Origin of the sequence: Marinomonas sp. (assembly GCF_965225885.1) — a bacterium.
Lineage (GTDB): Bacteria > Pseudomonadota > Gammaproteobacteria > Pseudomonadales > Marinomonadaceae > Marinomonas.
In genome coordinates this window covers 2108061-2127215 of record NZ_OZ245329.1, presented here as the reverse complement: position 1 = coordinate 2127215, position 19155 = coordinate 2108061, and the positions used below count along the sequence as shown (strand labels likewise).

Annotated in this window: 13 protein-coding genes and 1 pseudogene; 3 read left to right on the top strand and 11 right to left on the bottom strand. The window is 43.0% G+C overall.

The features are described 5' to 3' along the window. Positions 1–87 precede the first annotated feature (87 nt). Together ACO05V_RS10075 and katG are read right to left on the bottom strand one after the other, a co-directional pair. Positions 88–1968 (bottom strand): methyl-accepting chemotaxis protein, encoded by a 1881-nt coding sequence (locus ACO05V_RS10075; protein ID WP_421850484.1) that lies wholly within the window; start codon positions 1966–1968, stop codon positions 88–90. Positions 1969–2193: 225 nt separating this feature from the next. Beyond that, complete coding sequence (katG, locus tag ACO05V_RS10070) at positions 2194–4383, bottom strand: catalase/peroxidase HPI (RefSeq protein WP_421850481.1); 2190 nt, start codon at positions 4381–4383, stop codon at positions 2194–2196. A 366-nt stretch (positions 4384–4749) separates the two neighbouring features. Here katG and ACO05V_RS10065 point away from each other — a divergent pair. The 3 genes and pseudogenes from ACO05V_RS10065 to ACO05V_RS10055 all read left to right on the top strand — a co-directional run. Continuing rightward, a pseudogene (locus ACO05V_RS10065) lies at positions 4750–4941 on the top strand (cytosine permease); the annotation flags it as partial. Positions 4942–5111: 170 nt separating this feature from the next. After that, on the top strand, positions 5112–6368 hold the full coding sequence (gene codA, locus ACO05V_RS10060) for a cytosine deaminase (RefSeq protein ID WP_421850478.1): 1257 nt from the start codon (positions 5112–5114) through the stop codon (positions 6366–6368). A 187-nt stretch (positions 6369–6555) separates the two neighbouring features. Then, positions 6556–8592 (top strand): methyl-accepting chemotaxis protein, encoded by a 2037-nt coding sequence (locus tag ACO05V_RS10055; RefSeq protein ID WP_421850475.1) that lies wholly within the window; start codon positions 6556–6558, stop codon positions 8590–8592. A 209-nt stretch (positions 8593–8801) separates the two neighbouring features. On the opposite strand, the gene yiaA is transcribed toward ACO05V_RS10055, so the two are convergent. From yiaA to ACO05V_RS10010, 9 genes are all read right to left on the bottom strand, one after another. After that, positions 8802–9299 carry an inner membrane protein YiaA gene (gene yiaA / locus ACO05V_RS10050; protein WP_421850472.1) on the bottom strand — a complete coding sequence of 166 codons (498 nt, stop codon included), beginning with the start codon at positions 9297–9299 and terminating at the stop codon, positions 8802–8804. Between the two features lie 67 nt (positions 9300–9366). Next, positions 9367–10350 carry a D-2-hydroxyacid dehydrogenase family protein gene (locus ACO05V_RS10045; RefSeq protein ID WP_421850469.1) on the bottom strand — a complete coding sequence of 328 codons (984 nt, stop codon included), beginning with the start codon at positions 10348–10350 and terminating at the stop codon, positions 9367–9369. Positions 10351–10522: 172 nt separating this feature from the next. Next, positions 10523–11698 (bottom strand): acetyl-CoA C-acyltransferase FadA, encoded by a 1176-nt coding sequence (gene fadA, locus ACO05V_RS10040; RefSeq protein ID WP_421850467.1) that lies wholly within the window; start codon positions 11696–11698, stop codon positions 10523–10525. A 27-nt stretch (positions 11699–11725) separates the two neighbouring features. Beyond that, a complete protein-coding gene (fadB, locus tag ACO05V_RS10035; RefSeq protein ID WP_421850464.1) occupies positions 11726–13876 on the bottom strand; it encodes a fatty acid oxidation complex subunit alpha FadB in 2151 nt (716 codons plus the stop codon). A 102-nt stretch (positions 13877–13978) separates the two neighbouring features. Continuing rightward, complete coding sequence (locus ACO05V_RS10030) at positions 13979–14908, bottom strand: electron transfer flavoprotein subunit alpha/FixB family protein (RefSeq protein WP_421850461.1); 930 nt, start codon at positions 14906–14908, stop codon at positions 13979–13981. Further along, a complete protein-coding gene (locus tag ACO05V_RS10025) occupies positions 14905–15675 on the bottom strand; it encodes an electron transfer flavoprotein subunit beta/FixA family protein (RefSeq protein ID WP_421850458.1) in 771 nt (256 codons plus the stop codon). The genes ACO05V_RS10030 and ACO05V_RS10025 overlap by 4 nt, the downstream gene beginning before the upstream one ends. Before the next feature lie 301 nt (positions 15676–15976). Continuing rightward, on the bottom strand, positions 15977–16729 hold the full coding sequence (locus ACO05V_RS10020; RefSeq protein WP_421850455.1) for an enoyl-CoA hydratase-related protein: 753 nt from the start codon (positions 16727–16729) through the stop codon (positions 15977–15979). Beyond that, the gene (locus ACO05V_RS10015) at positions 16729–17289 is read right to left on the bottom strand and encodes a DUF2889 domain-containing protein (RefSeq protein WP_421850452.1); all 561 of its coding nucleotides are present in this window, start codon (positions 17287–17289) and stop codon (positions 16729–16731) included. Before ACO05V_RS10015 ends, ACO05V_RS10020 begins: the two co-directional genes overlap by 1 nt. Before the next feature lie 41 nt (positions 17290–17330). After that, the gene (locus tag ACO05V_RS10010) at positions 17331–19028 is read right to left on the bottom strand and encodes an AMP-binding protein (RefSeq protein ID WP_421850449.1); all 1698 of its coding nucleotides are present in this window, start codon (positions 19026–19028) and stop codon (positions 17331–17333) included. Positions 19029–19155: the final 127 nt, after the last annotated feature.

The window sequence follows — 19155 nt, the reverse complement described above, 5'->3', positions numbered from 1 at the left end:
AAATCATCATACATTAATTGGATGACAAAAAAGGCGAGCTAGGTTCAAAAATACCGGCTCGCCTTGATAGAGTTTAGGAAAAGGCCCTTACACTTTAAATTTATCTAAAGATCTCGCTTGTTCAACCGTGATTTCCACCATGGTGTCACAAAGCACAGATTGACCTTGTGCTGCATCCGAAACTGACTGGCTAATATCACGAATATTCGTGGTATTACGGTTAATTTCATTGGATGTTGCACTTTGCTCTTCTGCTGCCGCGGCAATTTGCACTGTCATATCATTGATTTCATTAATGCTTAAACGAATCGCTTCCAAAGACTGCTTAGCTTGGTCTGCAATTTGTTGAGTCGCATTGGCGCTTTCTCGGCTTTCTAGGATGACTTTTTCTGCTCCTCTTACACCGGTTTGCAGCTGCTGAATCATGTTCTGGATTTGTTCAGTAGACTCTTGAGTTTTTGACGCCAATGTTCGAACCTCATCAGCAACAACAGCAAAACCGCGGCCTTGTTCACCCGCTCGTGCCGCTTCAATCGCAGCATTTAAGGCTAATAAATTCGTTTGATCAGCAATGTCTGTGATAACCGTAAGAATCGATTCTATATTGTCGCTGTATTTCACCAAGTCATTGATGGTGGTCACCACATCGCCCATTTTATGAGTCAATTGTTCAATAGAGGTTGTAGTGCGATCAACGATAACCTCACCTTCTTTTGCCGCACCGTCGGCTTGATTCGCTCGACTAGCTGCCGTTTGTGCATTGTCTGCCACATCATGGGCAGTTGCCGACATTTGGTGCATAGCGGTAGCAAGTTGATCCAACTCATTAAGCTGAATATGTAACTGCTTCGAAGACTCAATAGAAGAGGCAGCGGTCTTATCGGTGTTCTCACGAATATGACGCGATTGACTTTTTACTTCGCCAATTAAGCGCTGTAAATAATCAATAAATTTATTAAATTCACCAGATACATGACCAAATTCGTCATTACTAGTAATCGCTAGACGTTTGGTTAAATCCCCTTCCCCACCATTAATATCTTTGAGCGATTCATGCAAAGCACGAAGGGGTTGCAATAAACCTGTAATGACAAAATACAGCACAATAGAGACAAGTAAGGCTGCAATTAACGTTCCCCAAAAAGCAACCCAGCCAAACTCTCGGACACTGGCAAACAATTTATCTTCATCCAACACCACACCGATATACCAATCAGAACCATATAAGTTAGGTAATGGACTAAAAGACACATAGACCGAAGTGCCATCAGCCAGTTGTTTCTCAATTAAGTCTTTACTTAACTCAGGCACACCACCTTGCAACAAATTAGAAACAGATTTACCGTTTAAATCAGCATTAGGATGACTGATTATGTTTCCATCTTTACTTAATAAGAATGCATAACCTGTGTTATTAAAATTAAGCGCATTGACTGCTTCAGAGACAGTTTTAAGACTTAAATCCCCACCAAAAGTACCTTTAAATTGGCCATGATCAGAAAAGTCAGCAATCACAGAAATCAGAATATCGCCTTCAGTAGAGACATAAGGTTCTGTTAGTGCCGCTTGTTTATGCTGTTTGCCCATATTGTACCAAGGGCGTTTACGCGCATCCCAACCTGGTGGATTCCAATTAGGATCATTGGTAATTCGGCTACCATTGATATCTAACCCACCAAATAACAAAATAAATTCATCTTTATAAATAGGAAGGTCAAAGGCGTTTTGAATCGTTTCTGTGCTGAAATTTTCATCAACCGTTTGCGAAATAACCTCAATCAAATCCATTTTATTTTTAAGCCAATTATTCACCTGCAAGGCCAATGCCTTACTGCTTTCTTGAGTGCTGGTTGTTGTTTTTTCAAACAAAGCCGTTCTTAAACTACTGTATTGCAACCATGAATAAATAGAGAACGCCAACACGACCACGATAGACGCGCAGATAACAACTTTATGAGACACTTTCATTATTTAAAGATCCTACTTAAATCAATATTTTCAATCACTTTTATTGCTTCCATGCTTTCATATAACTCACATAGTTTATTACCACTAAATTGTTTCAGAATGACGAAGCCGGAGAGTTAATAACCTATCAACTATCCGGTGGCGCATTTTACAAGAACAGCACAATAAAAAAACCCCGCAATCTAAACGAAAGCGGGGTTAGGTGTTGTTGGTAACACCTACAGATTAGGCTAGATCAAAACGATCCAACTCCATCACTTTAGTCCAAGCCGCAACAAAGTCATGAACGAAACGATCTTCAGCATCAGAAGATGCATACACTTCGGCTAGTGCGCGCAACTGAGAGTTAGAACCGAAGATCAAATCCGCACGAGTCGCTGTCCATTTTACTTTACCAGACTGACGATCACGGCCTTCAAATTCAACTTCCTGCTCAGAGGTTGCTGTCCAAACATTGTTGATATCCAACACATTCACAAAGAAGTCAGTGGTTAATGTTTCTGGACGATCCGTGAAAACACCGTGTTTAGATTGACCTGTGTTCGCATTCAAAGCACGTAGACCACCTACAAGCACCGTCATTTCTGGGGCAGTCAATGTTAGCAACTGAGCACGATCTACCAACAACTCTTCCGTTGTTACGGTGAAGTGGCCTTTTTGGTAGTTACGGAAACCATCCGCAATTGGCTCAAGCACCGCAAAAGAGTCAACGTCTGTTTGCTCTTGAGTCGCATCAGCACGACCTGGTGTAAAGGGCACAGAAACCGTTTTACCTGCTTTCTTAGCCGCTTGCTCAACACCCACGTTACCAGCAAGAACAATCAAATCCGCAATAGAAACTTGCTTGCCTGAGTTCGCACTGTTAAAAGCTTGTTGAATCGCTTCTAGCTGACCTAACACTGTGGCTAGTTGAGCTGGCTGGTTCACTTCCCAATCTTTCTGCGGAGCAAGACGAATACGAGCACCGTTTGCACCACCACGCATATCAGAACCACGGTAAGTAGAAGCCGACGCCCAAGCAGTAGAAACTAACTGAGCCACGCTCAAACCAGATGCGGCAATTTTCGCTTTCAGATCAGCAACATCGGCGTCGTTTACCAATTCATGTGTTACCGCTGGAATCGGATCTTGCCAAATCAACTCTTCTTTTGGTGCCAAGTGACCAAGGTAACGGCTGGTTGGTCCCATATCACGGTGAGTCAATTTAAACCAAGCACGAGCAAACACGTCAGCGAAGTACTCTGGGTCTTTATGGAAACGCTCAGAGATCACTTTGTAAGCTGGATCTTCTTTCAATGCGATATCCGATGTAGCCATCATTGGTGCATGACGACGAGATGGATCATGCGCATCTGGCACAGCGTCCGCTAATGCACCGTTCTTTGGTGTCCATTGGTAAGCGCCAGCAGGGCTCTTAGTCAATTCCCATTCGTGATCTAAAAGTGTATCGAAGAAACCGTTATCCCATTGAATTGGGTTTGGCGTCCACGCACCTTCAAGACCACTAGAAATAGTATCAACACCTTTACCAGAGCCCATGCTGTTGCTCCAGCCTAGACCTTGCTGGGTGATACCGGCCGCTTCAGGCTCAGGGCCAACTTGTGCTGCATCGCCAGCGCCGTGTGTTTTACCGAAAGTATGACCACCAGCGATCAAAGCCACGGTTTCTTCGTCATCCATCGCCATACGAGCAAAGGTATCGCGAATATCAACAGCAGACGCTAATGGATCAGGCTTACCATTTGGACCTTCTGGGTTCACATAGATAAGACCCATTTGCACGGCTGCCAATGGATTTTCTAGATCACGTTCGCCAGAGTAACGGTTGTCATCCAACCATGTTTTTTCAGTCCCCCAGTAAATGTCTTCTTCTGGTTCCCAAATGTCAGCACGACCACCCGCAAAACCGAATGTTTTAAAGCCCATAGACTCTAATGCACAGTTACCAGTCAAAATCATCAAGTCTGCCCAAGAGATTTTGCTACCGTATTTTTGTTTGATAGGCCAAAGCAAACGACGCGCTTTGTCTAAGTTAACGTTATCTGGCCAACTGTTGAGCGGCGCAAAACGCTGAGAGCCTGTCGCAGAACCGCCACGGCCATCCGCAGTACGATAAGTACCCGCACTGTGCCAAGCCATACGAATAAAGAAAGGACCGTAATGACCGTAATCGGCAGGCCACCACTCTTGAGAATCTGTCATTAGATCCATCAAATCACTACGTAATGCTTCAAGGTCTAAGCTCTTGAATGCTTCTTTGTAATCAAAGTCAGTACCCATTGGGTTAGACTTTTGGGAATGTTGATGAAGAATTTTAAGGTTTAATTGGTTAGGCCACCACTCCTTGTTAGAAGTACCACGACCTGCTGAATCATTGCTGCCTGCAGCTGTATGATTAAAAGGGCATTTAGACATTGGTTACTCTCCTGCTTGTGTTGTTGCTTTTCTAGTGCTCGGCATGCAAGCAAACAATATTGCTTACTTCGCTTTGTTTTAATAGTTATAGTCTTTAGCTTTTATAACATCTAATAAATTTAGACTAACACGTTAATAGCATAACTTTTCTATCGCTTTTTCCGCATCCTTTTAGTGCATTCTGTAACACGATTATGACAAACTTTAGAGTGTTAAAATCAAGAGTTTGGATAATCTGCCCAACCAATCTTAATATTTTCTCGTCATCTTGCCATAACCCAAAATAGTTAAGCTGTTTCGATAAAAAATGGTTCACAAGTTGCTTGCCATAAAGCAACTTTCGCTCAATCATCAAGGGAGATGACCATGATGCAATCAGATTATCCATTAATTGAAGTTCCTAAAAATAAACGCCGAGGCCTGTTACCAATGATGCTTCTCTTACTCGGTTTTACCTTCTTCACTGCAACTATGTGGGCAGGTGGAACGCTGGGTACGGCTTTTTCATTTTCAGAGTTACTCTTAGTTATTCTAGTCGGTAATTTTCTTCTTGCTTTAACACTCTTATGGGGCACTTTTGCTTCATCAGGCAATAATCACACTAGAAAAGCCATGGGCATTTGCAACGCCAGCACCCAGGATTGCACTACTTACAAAATGCATTACTGTAAGAACATATATTACAGAACAATCTAATCAAACTGCTCTACAACAAAATTGAGGTTTTCATGCATATTATCAACGCCCGTTTACGCCAACGTCCAGAGCTATTCTCCATCCACATTGAGGAAGGTCGTTTCAGCAAAATTGAAGCACAAGAAAGCACTCTGGCAGCATCCAACAATGCAATTGATGCCACGGGAAAATTAGTCTGCGCGCCTTTTGTCGAGCCACATATTCACCTCGATGCCGCGTTGACTGCTGGCGAACCTGAATGGAACCAGAGCGGTACACTTTTCGAAGGTATCGAACGCTGGAGCCAACGTAAGCCAATGCTGAACGAGGTCGACATTCGACGTCGTGCTTTATCAACAATAGAGCTTTTAGTGCAAAACGGCGTACAAGCCATTCGAACTCATGCGGATACCACAGACCCGACTTTAATCGGCGTTCGCACGCTCTGCGCTCTGCGTGATGAACTAAAAGACAAAATCGATTTGCAAGTGGTGGCCTTTCCGCAAGATGGCATGCTGTCTTACCCAAATGGTTTAAAACTGATGGAAGAAGCCTTAGAGATAGGCGCCGATGTGGTCGGTGGCATTCCACACTTTGAATACACACGTGAACTGGGTGAGAAATCCGTCAAATTAATAATAGAACTAGCAAAAAAATACGACCGCTTGGTCGACGTTCATTGTGATGAAATCGACGATCCAAACTCACGTTTCTTAGAGTTTCTTGCCTGTGAAGCCCTGTTCCATGATATGGGATCAAAAGTCACCGCAAGCCATACCACGGCCATGCACTCTTATGATAATGCCTACTGCTCGAAGCTATTTCGATTATTGAAGAACTCCGGTATTAACTTTATTTCTTGCCCAACTGAAAGTATTCACTTACAAGGTCGTTTTGATAGCTACCCGAAACGTCGCGGCGTAACGAGAGTAAAAGAACTTAGAGAAGCCAGCATCAACGTCTGTTTGGGTCAAGATTCTATCTTTGATCCTTGGTATTCACTCGGAAACGGCAAGCTGCTACGCACATTAGATTACGCCATGCACATCTGTCAGATGATGGGCTATCAAGACTATGCCCGAGCATTAGATATGATCACAGACAACAGCGCTCGTACTTTATGTTTGCAAGGTTATGGCATTGAGGTGGGCAACACGGCGAACTTTATTTTACTGGAAGGACATGATGATTACAGCGTGCTGCGCCAGCAAGGTGAAGTATTACTTTCTGTACGTCACGGTGAAATCATCATGCAACGCCAGCCTTCTCAAGTAATCACTCAACCTTGGATTACCCAAGCGATGAAATAGTTGATAAGTAAATAACCCTTCCCAAAAAAGGTGAAAGACATACTCTCTCACCTTTTCTAGTTATCCATGTTTTGTTAAAAAAATAATCACAACCAGATACATTAGATCAAAATTCGATCATTTCTTTGCGCTTACAAACATCCTTTCCTAGACTGTAATTAACTTACAAAACGATAAAGGATTATAAATGCGTATCCACTCTATTCGAATCAAAATGATGCTACCGATTATCTTCCTCTCACTTATTTTAATGTCTTTGTTTGCCTTTATGATGCTCATGAGCAGCATGCAAAAAAATAATATGAAACTACAGGCTGAGCATTATTTCGAAGCTATTTCAGAGGTGTTAAATGCTGACCGCGATATTTATCAAGCCCGACTTGCACAAGAAAAAATGCTTGATGGTCAAGGTCCTAAAAATGGTAACGAAGCCGACTTCAGGGAAAATGCGCAACAAGTTTTCGATCGTTTTCAACTTTATCGAAAATACCTGGAAAACGAACCCAAAGAACTGCTGACTCCTTTTGAATCCTTTAATACGCTCTATAATGAATGGGTTAAAACAAGCGAGAATCTCATTGCGACTTCGAAAGGTAGTATTCAATTTTCAGAAACAATGATCGATTTAGATAACAAGTTCCAGATCATTCGTAATATGCTCGATGAAGCAGGTGAAAAACTACGAACTCACACCCATGACATTAAAGATCAAATAAACTCCGCCGAAGAGCTGAATAATTATGTTGAAGCAATCACCGAAGTTTTAAACGCAGATAGAGATTTATATCAAGCACGCTTAGCTCAACAAAGAATCATTAATGGCATTGGCGATCGTACCGGTAATAAAGAAGACTTCAAACTAAATGCTGCGCAAGCATTGGAAAGGTTTAGAGCATATCGAGGCTACCTTATTCATGAACCAGAACTCACAAAACCTTATAGTGGATTCGATGTCCTTTTTAATGAATGGTTTGAAGGGAGTCTACTTCATTTTGAATCTCCCGAAGCCCAAACGTCTAAGCAACTTCCACAAGAAATAATAAATGCAGACGAAAAATTTGCCGCTATTCGTACACTCCTAGATCAAGCTGGTGAAGCGGTCAGAAAGCATTCCAGAGAAATAGAAGAGATAACCAAACAAAACATTGCCCGCAATCAAGAAATTGCCATGATAGTGACAGCAATAGCCTTTGTTATTGCTCTTATTTTTGGCTATATCATTCCCCTCAAAATCACCAAAAATGTCGAGAATATGGGACGTCGTATTAGAGAGATTGCCGAAGGTGATGGCGATTTGACTCAGCGAATCAACTCAAATGCGAAAGACGAGCTTGGCGATCTAGCCCAAGAATTCGACGCCTTTGTTGAACAACTTAGATCCATTATTAGCAATATCCATATACAGTCTTCAGCGTTGGGAGGCATGACAACAGAATTAAAAAATGCCTCAGAGACGACCAATAATATAACTCAAGCACTGGTTAATGCCTCAACGTCTATGATTAGTGCCGGAGAGGAAATGAGCATATCCAACCAACAAATGGCGGAAGTAGCAAAAGATACGGCAACAGAAGCCACCACTTCAAGTCAATTAACTGAACAAGGGATTCTAGCAGTAAATACGTCACACAAAGCTATTTCGAGCTTAATCAGCAATATTGAAGAGTCATTAAAGCGAGCGGAAGAGTTAGAAAAAAGCTCAGAAAATATTTCGTCTGTGCTTGAAGTTATTAGAAACATTGCCGAACAAACCAACCTGTTGGCGTTAAATGCCGCAATCGAAGCTGCCCGTGCAGGTGAACAAGGACGAGGATTTGCCGTCGTAGCTGATGAAGTTAGAACACTAGCAACTCGAACTCAAAACAGTACGGACGAAATCGAGACGATCATCGAACAACTTAAACTGAACGTTAAAGAGTCCTCTACCTCCACTCAAAATAGTCGAGATAATGCCGATAATACTGCGTCAAATTTTGATAACGTCATCAACATCTTTGACTCTCTTAATCACTCCTTCGAAAAAGTACAACAAATGGCATCAAAAACAGCCCAAGCGACCCTCGAACAAGCAACTCTGTCCGATGATATAAATCAAAGCCTGATGGAGTTGAAAGAGCAAACTGATGGTGTGAAAGATGTCTCAAACTTAATAAACAAACAGTCCACACAAATAACAAATTTGTATAAAACACTGAATAGCGAAGTAGGAAACTTTAAAGTCTGATTTTATCAAGGTAAAAATTTTAATGATACGAGAAAATATAAAGCTCTTTAGTAGATGGCGTTACTAAAGAGCTTTTTTCATTTTTTATCGGCTGGACTGTATTAACAACAAAAAGATCAAGTGGTTAAGCAGTTTCACTTTACTTTGTTAAAGTTCTCCAAGTTGGCCACACAAGGTATAACTAACTCAAATCGAACCTAATAGACAACTCAGATTTCATTGCTAATATCATCATCACTTAAGGTAGTATCAGATTTTTTAGAAGCGTTAAAGAAGCTAAGATTTTCTTTATTTGGAGCACCAGCAACATCTCGAATATTCTTCTGCGTTGTGATAACAGCAAATAAAGACAAAGCAAACGCCATGCAGTAAAAGCCCTTTTCACTTAGTAGCATTTGAGCATTAAACAAGCCCAAGATTAACAAGGCTATCCCTGCTAAAAAAGCTACCCAACATATACTAGAAAAAATCCCTGTAACAGGGATTCCTTCTTCCTTATCCCGAACCGTCTTTTGCAAAGTGACTGCTGCAAACATAGATAACAAAAACACTGCTAGGTAATAGCCTTTTTCATTGAATTCAAGTGTTGCGTTCCATAACCCAATTAAGTACCCAAAAACACCGATAGCCAATGCAGCCCAAGTTGCAAAAACATATGCTGTAGTTGGCTGATTGATACTTTGCTCTGCTGAAGTCATTTTATTCATGATCCTATAATTCCATCCATTATTTGTACTCCCTATCCCTATAGGGGTTTTCAGCGTTAATTCTACACTAAACACATTTAGTTTTATCGATCACAACCAAATTTTCCGCTTTACCATTAGCAAACGCTATAACATTTTCAAACGCAATTTTGAAATAAAGCTCATAGCTGGCTTTTTCAACGTAACCAATATGTGGCGTACAAAGTACATTTGACAGAGACAGCAAAGGCTCATTATTCGCATTCGCAGGCTCTGTTTCAAACACGTCGATGGCTGCACGTTTACTCGGGTTCGATGACATTTCACTATACAAAGCACCGCTTTCAATTAGCTCTGCACGACTGGTATTCACCAACAAAGAGTCAGACTTCATCAAGGCCAAATCCGCCTGCGTCACAATGGCTTTAGTGGCGTCATTGAGTCGCAAATGCAAACTAACAATGTCGGCGCATTGAAAGAAACCCTCTTTCGATTCAGCAGCTAAAAACCCATGTTCTTTTGCAAGCGATCTAGAGACTTCACTGCCCCAAACCATCACATCCATACCAAAAGCCTTTGCATACTGCGCGATTCGTTGGCCGATTTTACCGTATCCCCAAATGCCTAAAACAGATCCGTTTAATACTCGCCCCAATCCCAAGGAACCAGACTGCTGCCAATGGCCTTGTGAAAACTGCGCTACATACTCGGGAATATGTCGACTCGCCGCCATAATCAAACCCCAGCATAATTCAGATGGAGCAACCGGAGAGCCAACGCCCTCCGCCACAGCAACTCCGTATTTATGACAAAGCTTGGCGTCAATGTGATTACTGATTTTTCCTGTTTGGCTAATCAGTTTTAAATTAGGCAAATAAGCGAGCAATTCTTCCGAAATAATCGTACGTTCACGTATCAAAACCAGCGCCTCAAAATCCTTCAAATTGGCGACTAAATCCTCGGTATTTGTAAAAGTCTCATTAAATACACGCACATCATGGCCTTGCAAAATATCAAAGCACGTAAGGCCTTTAACAGCATTTTGATAGTCATCTAATATTGCTATTTTCACGAAACAATCCTCGTTTACTTATCTGATGTCACTTGGTTAATGGTGCTTATCATCGACCAAGATTGTAAAAAACACCAGAGCAAAAAAAGCCCCGCAAAGGCGGGGCTAAAGACAGAGATTACAATTTCAGACTTATTAAAGCCCTGACATGACATCCACAGTAGTCGTGCATTTACACGCGTTCGAACACTGTCGCTATACCTTGCCCCATACCAATACACATGGTTGCTAGACCAACCGTCGCGTCTTTTTCGCGCATCACGTTTAGCAAGGTAGTGGAAATACGCGTACCAGAGCAACCAAGTGGATGACCAAGGGCAATCGCACCGCCATTCAAGTTCACTTTATCGTCAACAAGATCCAGCAAACCAAGATCTTTTAGTACTGGAATAGACTGAGCTGCGAAGGCTTCGTTTAGCTCGACAATATCAATATCAGCTATTGTCAAACCAGCACGCTTAAGGGCTTTCTTAGTCGCAGGTACTGGACCGTAACCCATAATCGCCGGATCACAACCCGCTACAGCCATGCTGCGCACTTTAGCAATGGGCGTTAAGCCAAGCTCTTCGGCTTTTTTCGCAGACATCATCAGCATAGCGGACGCACCGTCAGACAAAGCAGAAGACGTACCCGCTGTTACCGTACCGACTTTCGGCATAAAGACTGGCGCCAAACCCGCTAAAGATTCCATAGACGTTTCTGGACGAATCACTTCATCCACTTCTACTAGAATCTTGTTGCCATCGGCATCATGGCCTTCAATAGATACGATTTCGTTATTGAAACGACCTTGCAAAGTCGCTTCATGAGCAAGACGATGTGAACGCACCGCAAAGGCATCTTGTGCTTCACGGCTAACGCCGTGCATTTTGCCTAGCATTTCTGCCGTAACGCCCATCATCATTGAAGCTTTCGCCATGTGTTTTGATAACGCTGGGTTTACATCAACGCCGTGCATCATGCCAACGTGGCCCATGTGTTCAACACCACCGACGACAAACACATCACCGTGTCCTGTCATAATAGCTTGAGCTGCCGTATGGATGGCTGACATAGACGAACCACAAAGACGGTTCACGGTTTGCGCCGCACAAGTGATCGGCAAGCCCGCCAACAAGGACACTGCACGCGCCATGTTAAAGCCTTGTTCTAGGGTTTGGTTAACACAACCCCAGATCAAATCTTCAACGTCTTTTTGATCCACATTTGGATTACGCTTGAACAGTTCTTTTACAAGCGCTGCCGATAAATTTTCTGCTCGTACATTACGAAATACGCCATTTTTCGTTTTACCCATTGGTGAGCGAACAGCGTCGATAATGACGACATCATTTGGATTCAGTTTCATGGAAATTCTCCTCTAGCCTATGGGAAATTATGCGCCGTAGTAAGTGTCGTTGTTTTTCGCCATGTCACGCATTTTTGCGGTTGGCTCGTACAACTTACCTAAGTGGCTGTATTTGTCTGCAAGGTCACAAAAGGCCTGCAGTCCCATTTGGTCTAAGTAGTGCAAAGCACCGCCAAGGTATGGAGGGAAGCCAATACCGTAAATCAATCCCATGTCGGCTTCTGCTGCCGATGCCACGATGTTTTCTTCAAGACAACGCACTGTCTCAATGCAAAGTGGAATCATCATTCGCGCAACAATATCGTCTTCACTCAATTCAGATTTCGACACCACAACGGAGGAAAGCAAAACATCAATTTCAGCATTAAAGATTTTTTTCGGTTTGCCTTTGCGATCTGGTTCATACGAATAGAAACCTTTACCGTTTTTCTGACCGAATCGTTCTAATTCAAACAAACGATCTACGGCATTGGTGCCTTCGTGCTTCATACGATCCGGGTATCCTTCTGCCATGACCTGATCCGCGTGATAAGCCGTGTCGATACCAACCACATCCAGCAAATAAGCTGGCCCCATTGGCCAACCGAATTTTTCCATGGTTTTATCAACCACTTGGAAATCCGCGCCTTCCTGCATCATCAAGGAGAAACCAGCGAAGTAAGGGAACAACACACGGTTTACAAGGAACCCTGGGCAGTCATTTACCACAACCGGTGTTTTACCCATGGCTTGAGCATAAGCAACGGTTTTGGCGATAGCTGCATCACTGGTTTTTTCACCGCGAATAACTTCTACCAAAGGCATACGATGCACTGGGTTAAAGAAGTGCATACCACAGAAATTTTCTGGGCGTTTTAGATTTTTTGCCAATTCAGTAATGGAAATTGTGGAAGTGTTCGATGTCAAAATAGCATCGTCGGCAATTTTGGTTTCTACTTCTGCCAAAACCGATTTTTTGATTTTAACGTTTTCAACAACCGCTTCGACGACTAGATCAACGTGCTCAAATTCGCCATAGCTCAACGCAGGAACAATTGCGTTCATGGCTTTAAAGGCTTTTTCGGTGGTTAAACGTCCGCGCTCTACTTGACCATTAAACAGTTTATTCGCTTCGCTCAAGCCTAACTCTAAAGCATCAGGGCGAATGTCTTTCATGATAATTGGCGTACCTTTTGACGCAGACTGATAGGCAACACCACCGCCCATAATGCCTGCACCCAATACCGCGGCTTGTTTCACAGGCGTCGCATTTTTCGCGTATTTGCCTGCTGTTTTTTTAATTTGTTGATCACTTAAGAATAAGTTCACCAAGGATTTGGCTACTGGGCTTTTGGCAAGTTTAATAAAGCCTTTGATTTCGGTATCAAGGGCTTTTTCCATATCTTGGCTGATGCCTTTTTCAATGGTTTTAATCGCTGCCATTGGCGCAGGGTAATGTTTACCCGCTTTCGCACCAACTACACCGCGAACTGATTCAAAAACCATCATTTTTTCAATCGGTGTAAATTCCATCGGCGCGCGTAATTCATCGCGACGAGCATGATAATTCAACTTACCGTCAAGCACTTGCTGGATAAGATGACGAGCGGATTCATTGACTTTTTCAGCTGGAACAACCGCGTCAACCGCGCCATCTTTAAAGGCATCTTCGCTGCGTTTCTGAGCGCCACCACAAATCCATTCACAAGCATTATCCGCACCAATCAGGCGAGGCAGACGAACCGTACCGCCCCAACCTGGGTAAATACCCAATTGCGTTTCCGGCAAACCTATTTTCGCTGTCGTAGCCATGACTCGATAATCACACGCCAACGCCAACTCCATACCACCACCAAGTGCGATACCATTAATGGCCGCTACCGTTGGGCAACATAGGTTCGAAATGTCATTAAAAATACTGTGAGCGTGACGCAATTTATCGGCTAAATCGTCGTCTTCAAGTTTGAACCAAGTCGTGAATTCTGTGATGTCCGCGCCCACAACGAAAACGTCTTTTGCACTGGCAAAGATAACGCCTTGCAGGTCATCAATGTGTTTTAGCGCAGTAACGGCTTCGGCCAATTCATTCAAGGTAAGACTATTGAATTTATTGACCGATTCACCGACCAAATCCAGAGTGACGGTTGCCACGCTGGCATCATCGACTGCAACCTTGACTGCTTGTCCTTCGAAAATCATGCTGGTCTCCAATTATTTTTATTATGATGACGATGGTTATCTGACTCACCGTCATCCGGTATATAGAAAGTTAGTTGCTGTAAAATTTAGTTTCTAAAGAGACTACAGACTCTTTTCCAGTTCAGGCACGGCATCAAACAAATCGGCGACCAAACCATAATCTGCCACTTGGAAGATTGGTGCGTCTTCATCTTTGTTGATAGCAACGATCACTTTTGAATCTTTCATACCCGCCAAATGTTGGATGGCACCGGAAATGCCAACTGCGATGTAAAGATCTGGCGCAACGGTTTTACCTGTTTGGCCCACTTGTAAATCGTTGGGTACAAAACCAGCGTCCACTGCCGCACGAGACGCACCAATGGCGGCACCAAGTTTATCTGCAACACCTTCCAGTAACTTGAAGTTTTCGCCATTGCCCATGCCGCGACCACCAGAAATAATCACACTAGCTGCTGTCAATTCAGGACGATCAGACTCTGCTAGTTGTTCTTTCACAAAACGGCTACGGTCAGAAGTAATTACTTGAGAAAGGACTTGGCGCTCAGCATTACCGCCTGTGCTTGCTGCGGCATCAAAGCCTGTCGCTCGGACAGTCAGCACTTTTACTGCGTCTGTTGTCTTAACCGTCGCAATGGCGTTGCCTGCATAGATAGGACGAACGAAAGTGTCTGTGGATTCGACTTTAATCACATCAGACAGTTGCGCCACATTTAATAGCGCTGCCACACGTGGCAAGGTGTTTTTCCCCGTCGTCGTTGCTGGCGCTAAAATGTGTTCATACCCATCAGCAACCTCAACGATCAATTTAGAGACATTTTCAGCCAACTGATGTTCATAAGCCGCATTATCAGCAACTAAGACTTTAGTCACTCCAGCCACTTGTGATGCTTGCTCTACAACAGTTTGGCATTCAAAACCGACGACCAATATATGAACGTCAGCATCAATTTGTGTTGCTGCGGTCACTGTGTTCAATGTCGCAGGTTTTAGAGATTTATTATCATGTTCTGCAATGATTAAAACGCTCATGACACCACCTTCGCTTCATTTTTAAGTTTGTCTACTAACTCAGCAACAGAGCCAACTTTAATACCACCAGCGCGTTGCGGCGGTGGTGTAACAGAAACGATGCTGACATTAGATCCAACTTCCACACCTAGATCGGCAGGTGTTTTTACATCCAATGGTTTTTTCTTCGCTTTCATAATATTTGGCAAAGAAGCAAAACGCGGCTCGTTTAGACGAAGGTCTGTGGTAACAACCGCTGGCAGCGTAATCGCCAAGGTTTGCAAACCACCATCGATTTCACGGGTTACTTTTATTTCATGGGACGTTTGTGCTTCACCGTTTTCAATAACAATCTCAGATGCGAATGTTGCTTGAGGATAATCCAATAAAGCCGCCACCATCTGACCTGTCTGATTATTATCAGAATCGATTGCTTGCTTACCCATAATCACCAAATCAGCGGCCTCATCTTGAGCAACTTTGGCGATGAGTTTGGCGACAGATAAAGAATCTAAACCATCTTCTGTTTCAACTTGAATAGCGCGGTCTGCACCTAATGCCATTGCTGTGCGTAAGGTTTCTTGGCAAGATTTTGAACCAACAGATACCACCACAACTTCAGAAGCGATGCCTTTCTCTTTTAAACGAATAGCTTCTTCCACGGCGATTTCACAGAAAGGGTTCATGGACATTTTGACATTGGTTAGATCGACCGCTGTATGGTCAGATTTAACACGAACTTTGACGTTGTAGTCGATGACTCGCTTTACAGATACTAAGATTTTCATAAGCCCCTCGTATTTATTATTAAGTTCTGTTTCATACATTCAGTCTATGATTCTCATAAGAATGATTGCATGCAAATATTCCCTATCAATAGAACTCTTCATTTAACCTCTATAGTAGTTTGGGAATGCTTTTCATCAATAACAAAAAAGCGCCAGTTAACTGACAAAAATATTCACGCTTCATTCAAATGGCGCATTGTCTGTTAGAAAGGTTCGAACCCTTTCAACCCAACTAGTCTAGCCCTAATAACAAAAAAGCCCCACTGATAAGTGAGGCTTCATAAACTTTAATTACATGGTTTTACTTATTACGCGACAAAAACGCGGCAAAAGCTTGATGAGCTTCTGTTGAGCGTAAACGATCTTTAAAAATTCGACCTTCTCGCATCAAGGCCATTTGGACATCATCCTGAGCTCGATATTTCAAAAGATCCTTACTTAACGCCACGGCTTCAACAGGGAGCGCCGCTGTTTTCTCTGCATAATGCAACGCGACTTTGTAGGCTTCACCCTCTTCACATAGGTGATTAACCAGTCCCATTTGATGAGCTTGCACCGCGTCAACGGCTTCACCTAAGACCAGTATCTCAAATGCTTTTTGGTGACCCACTAACTGAGGTAATAAATGACTCGACGCCGCTTCCGGTACCAACCCAAGTTGCACAAATGGAAATTGCAAACGCGCTTCGCGAGAGGCAAGCACTAAATCACAATGAAGTAACATGGTCGCGCCAATACCAACAGCACGGCCTTCAACACCTGCTATGAGAGGTTTTTTATAACTACTTAACACTTGCAAGAAAGCCATAATGGCTTCCATTTTCTCTGGGGTTTGGGCAATCTGAACAAATTCATTAATATCATTTCCCGAGGAAAAGTCATTCCCCGCACCATGAACCAAGGTCACTTTTATGTCGGGGTTAAGCTCCGCTCTGCGCAGTGCATTGGTTAACGCCTGATACATAGCTAGCGTGATTGCGTTTTTCTTTTCCACCCTGTCTAGGCACAAAATCTGCACACCAGACTCAACGCTTTCAGTAACAAAATCACTCATTACTGACTCTCCTCTGATGGCAATTTAAGTACTTGTTCATCGACTAATTTTTGAACCATTGGACTATCTTCAGACCAACCATGGCAACTATTAATCAATTTAGTCACTGCGACAGGAACGTGATCAGGATATTTTTCTCCCAGCGGCCCCCACATTGTTTGAAATGCGGTTGTAGCAATCACGGGGAAAAGCTCTAACACATGAGTGCAACCTACTTTGCCACTAAACGTTTCTTTTAGCCAACGACTCCAACCTGGTTTAAGTCGAGTGCCTTTTAGAATCGAAAAACTAGGCGCTGCACCTCCGCAGTTAGGAAAAGGACAAGAGTCCATAGTGACCGACACCTCTTTGATTAAAAAGGTATCGTCTAGCGTCAAGCAAGCGCTAATATCATGAAAAGGGCTACCTTCCGGCACCAAGCTTCCATCAAAATCGCGCCTGACATCGTAAGATTTCAGGTCTCTCATCGTAGCTTCTATTTCCCAAAGACCGTCGTCGCGTAAGAATCCGTAAGATTCGATACTTCGTCGATGCATTAGCTTACGTTTAACCGGTGCCATTATCGCTCTCCCAATACGTCAAAAGGTCTTAACACAAGCTTTTAAGCCTGCTCTTGTTCGCGCAAAGCACGACGCAAGACTTTCCCCACATTGGTCTTTGGCAACTCTTTACGAACCTCAACAAATTTAGGAACCTTGTAAGCCGCAAGATTTTCTTTGCAATATATGCGCAAAGCCTTTTCATCCAGTGTTTCAACATCGGCTCTTAAAACCACAAAGGCTTTTACAGACTCGCCCGTTTTATCGTCTGGCACACCAATAGCCGCAGACTCAAGGATCGATGGATGAGAGGAAAGGCAATCTTCCACTTCCGTTGGATACACATTGAAACCGGACACAATAATCATGTCTTTTGCACGATCAACAATTTGTAAATAACCATCTGGATGCTGCATCGCAATATCACCCGTGATTAAAAAGCCATCTTCTGTCATCACTTCTCGGGTTGCTTCTTCGCGATTCCAATAGCCTTTCATCACCTGAGGTCCACGTACGCATAACATACCCGACTCTCCCTGTGGCAAGGCTTCGCCATCAGGCCCTTGGATCTTAATATCGGTTTCCGAAACAGGTAGTCCGATCGTACCAATGCGCTGTTTGCCAATCGGATTGAAAGACACAACGGGGGATGTTTCGGTTAAACCATAACCTTCCACAATTTTGCAACCAGTCACTCTCTCCCACTCATCCGCAGCAGCGTGAGTTAAAGGCATACCACCCGAACAAGTTAGCTTAAGAGTAGAAAAATCGAGTGCTTTGAATTCTGCTTTATTACACAGCCCCACAAACAAGGTATTCAGACCAACAAAGCCGGTAAATGGCCATTTTTTAAGCTCTTTAATAAAGCCCGGCAAGTCGCGAGGGTTGGGAATCAAAACACTATGAGCACCGCGCTCCAGCAAGGTTAAACCATGAATCAGAAAAGCGTAGATGTGGTATAGCGGCAGAGGCGCAATATAAACTTCGTTTTTATCAGCAATAATAGATCGTAATCTAGAACTTAGCTGATACATATTGGCAACTAAATTGGCATGAGTCAGCATTGCCCCTTTCGCCACACCAGTTGTTCCACCAGTGTATTGCAATACCGCAATTTGCTCTGGAGTACATTCTACTTTTTCTACTGGTTTACCCTTGCCTTTCGACAACACGTCATTAAGCATTAAAGCATTGGAAATATGATACGCAGGCACCATTTTCTTCACGTACTTAACAACGGAGTTAACGAGTAAGCGTTTTAATGGAGGATGAAAATCAGCAATTTCAGTGATAATGACGTGCTTAATTGAGGTCTTTGCTAATATTTTTTCGACGTTATGCGCCATATTAGCAAACACCACCAAGGCTTTTACGCCAGCATCATTGAATTGATGCTCAAGCTCTTTTGGTGTGTAAAGTGGGTTGGTATTAACAACAATTAAGCCAGCTTTCACCGCGCCAAACAGTACCACAGGATATTGAATAACATTTGGCAATTGGACTGCAATGCGATCACCGGGCACTAAATCTGTTTCATGCTGAAGATACGCCGCAAACGCATCAGATTTTTCACCTAATTCACGATACGTCAAAGTATGACCCACACTGGTAAAAGCAGATCGATCAGCAAATTTTTTCGTAGCCAATGCTAAGACATCATTTAATGACTGATAGCCATGTGGATTCAGCGACTCTGGTAAATAGCTGCCCGGCGGTTTTCCAATATTTACATTACTAGGAGAAGAAGTATCCATTGTCATAATAAGCTCCATTTGTTTTTTTTATTTAGGAGAATATGAGCCTATTTCACAATACCTGCAGCGAAAGCAAGACGAGACAAAACAGACGAGAACACAGAGCTTATAAGTTATAAATAAGCATTTCGAA

Excerpts from the sequence above, each read along its gene's own strand:
- ACO05V_RS10015 (WP_421850452.1), bottom strand. The coding sequence starts at position 17,289 with ATGGCACCGGTTAAACGTAAGCTAATGCATCGACGAAGTATCGAATCT.
- ACO05V_RS10025 (WP_421850458.1), bottom strand. The coding sequence starts at position 15,675 with ATGAAAATCTTAGTATCTGTAAAGCGAGTCATCGACTACAACGTCAAA.
- ACO05V_RS10055 (WP_421850475.1), top strand. The coding sequence starts at position 6,556 with ATGCGTATCCACTCTATTCGAATCAAAATGATGCTACCGATTATCTTC.
- fadB (WP_421850464.1), bottom strand. The coding sequence starts at position 13,876 with ATGATTTTCGAAGGACAAGCAGTCAAGGTTGCAGTCGATGATGCCAGC.
- katG (WP_421850481.1), bottom strand. The coding sequence starts at position 4,383 with ATGTCTAAATGCCCTTTTAATCATACAGCTGCAGGCAGCAATGATTCA.
- yiaA (WP_421850472.1), bottom strand. The coding sequence starts at position 9,299 with ATGAATAAAATGACTTCAGCAGAGCAAAGTATCAATCAGCCAACTACA.
- fadA (WP_421850467.1), bottom strand. The coding sequence starts at position 11,698 with ATGAAACTGAATCCAAATGATGTCGTCATTATCGACGCTGTTCGCTCA.
- ACO05V_RS10075 (WP_421850484.1), bottom strand. The coding sequence starts at position 1,968 with ATGAAAGTGTCTCATAAAGTTGTTATCTGCGCGTCTATCGTGGTCGTG.
- codA (WP_421850478.1), top strand. The coding sequence starts at position 5,112 with ATGCATATTATCAACGCCCGTTTACGCCAACGTCCAGAGCTATTCTCC.
- ACO05V_RS10030 (WP_421850461.1), bottom strand. The coding sequence starts at position 14,908 with ATGAGCGTTTTAATCATTGCAGAACATGATAATAAATCTCTAAAACCT.
- ACO05V_RS10020 (WP_421850455.1), bottom strand. The coding sequence starts at position 16,729 with ATGAGTGATTTTGTTACTGAAAGCGTTGAGTCTGGTGTGCAGATTTTG.
- ACO05V_RS10010 (WP_421850449.1), bottom strand. The coding sequence starts at position 19,028 with ATGACAATGGATACTTCTTCTCCTAGTAATGTAAATATTGGAAAACCG.